Consider the following 1,230-nt stretch of genomic DNA (forward strand, 5'->3'; position numbering starts at 1 on the left):
CGGGTAACCCCACCAATGCCGCAACCTTCGAGCCTAACTACGAGGACGGCTTCGGTAAGCCTGGTACCAAGGCGCCGGTTGATGCTCCAACCTTTACTAACAAGGACGGAGACAAGGTCACTGTTCCGGAAGGCACCAAGTTCACCACGGACGAGGATGGTGTTGAGGTCGCCGAGGATGGTTCGCTGAAGGTTCAGATTCCGGAGGATGCGAAGCCGGGTGATAAGATCACTGTTCCGGTGACTGTGACCTACCCGGATGGCTCGACCGACGAGGTTGATGTCACGGTGACTGTCACTGACCCTGAATCGAAGCCAAAATGGGGAGACGGTGAAGGTGAGCCTGGCAACAAGGTCACTGTTCCGAACGAAGGTGGCGATGTTCCGGATGGCAGCACGGTCGAGACTGATGGTCCTGGTAAGGCTGAGATCGACGAGGACGGCAACCTCATCGTTGACATCGACAAGGACGCGGAGCCTGGTGACAAGATTGTCGTCGAGGTGAAGGATCCGGAAGGCAACACGATCGACGAGTCGACCGTGACCGTTACCGAGCCGAGTGCTCCTGCTGAGAATCCGGATTGGAAGGACGACAAGGGTAAGCCTGGCGACAAGGTCGAAATCCCGAATACCGGCGGTGACGTTCCGGATGGCACCACGGTTGAGACCGATGGCCCGGGTAAGGCTGAAATCGATAAGGACGGCAACCTGGTTGTCGACATCGATAAGGACGCTAAGCCTGGTGACAAGGTTGTTGTCGTTGTCAAGGACAAGGACGGCAACGAGATCGACCGCGTAGTCGTCGAGGTTGAGAAGCCTAAGAAGCCGATTATTCCGGGTGGCCCGACCTGGCCGATTGACCCGAATAAGCCGGGTGAGGACGATCCGTCTGAGACTCCGGAGGTCATCAAGCCGACGATTGATCCGGCTAAGGATGGTGACAAGGAGATTACTGGTACCGGTAAGCCTGGTACGGATCTCACCGTTACTGTCACGGACAAGGACGGTAATGAGACCGAGAAGACTGTTACCGTCGGTGACGATGGTAAGTGGAAGGTCGTTGTTGACAAGGAGCTGAAGACTGGCGACAAGATTGTTGCCAAGGATAAGGACGGCAACAAGGCCGAGCGTATCGTCACTGGCGATTCCAAGCCGGCTCCGAAGCCTGATGACTCCTCTGATTGGACTGGTTCTTCGAACCTGTCTGAGCGTTGCATCAACACCGGCCTGG

The 1,230-nt window shown here is 56.6% G+C and carries 1 protein-coding gene; it reads left to right on the top strand.

What is annotated here, in order from left to right; translation table 11 throughout:
• On the top strand, positions 1 to 1,230 hold a 1,230-nt coding region (locus tag HMPREF2932_RS10845; RefSeq protein ID WP_210397787.1), incomplete at both ends, for a YPDG domain-containing protein.

It is taken from the genome of Corynebacterium sp. HMSC074H12, from assembly GCF_001813755.1.
Lineage (GTDB): Bacteria > Actinomycetota > Actinomycetes > Mycobacteriales > Mycobacteriaceae > Corynebacterium > Corynebacterium hiratae.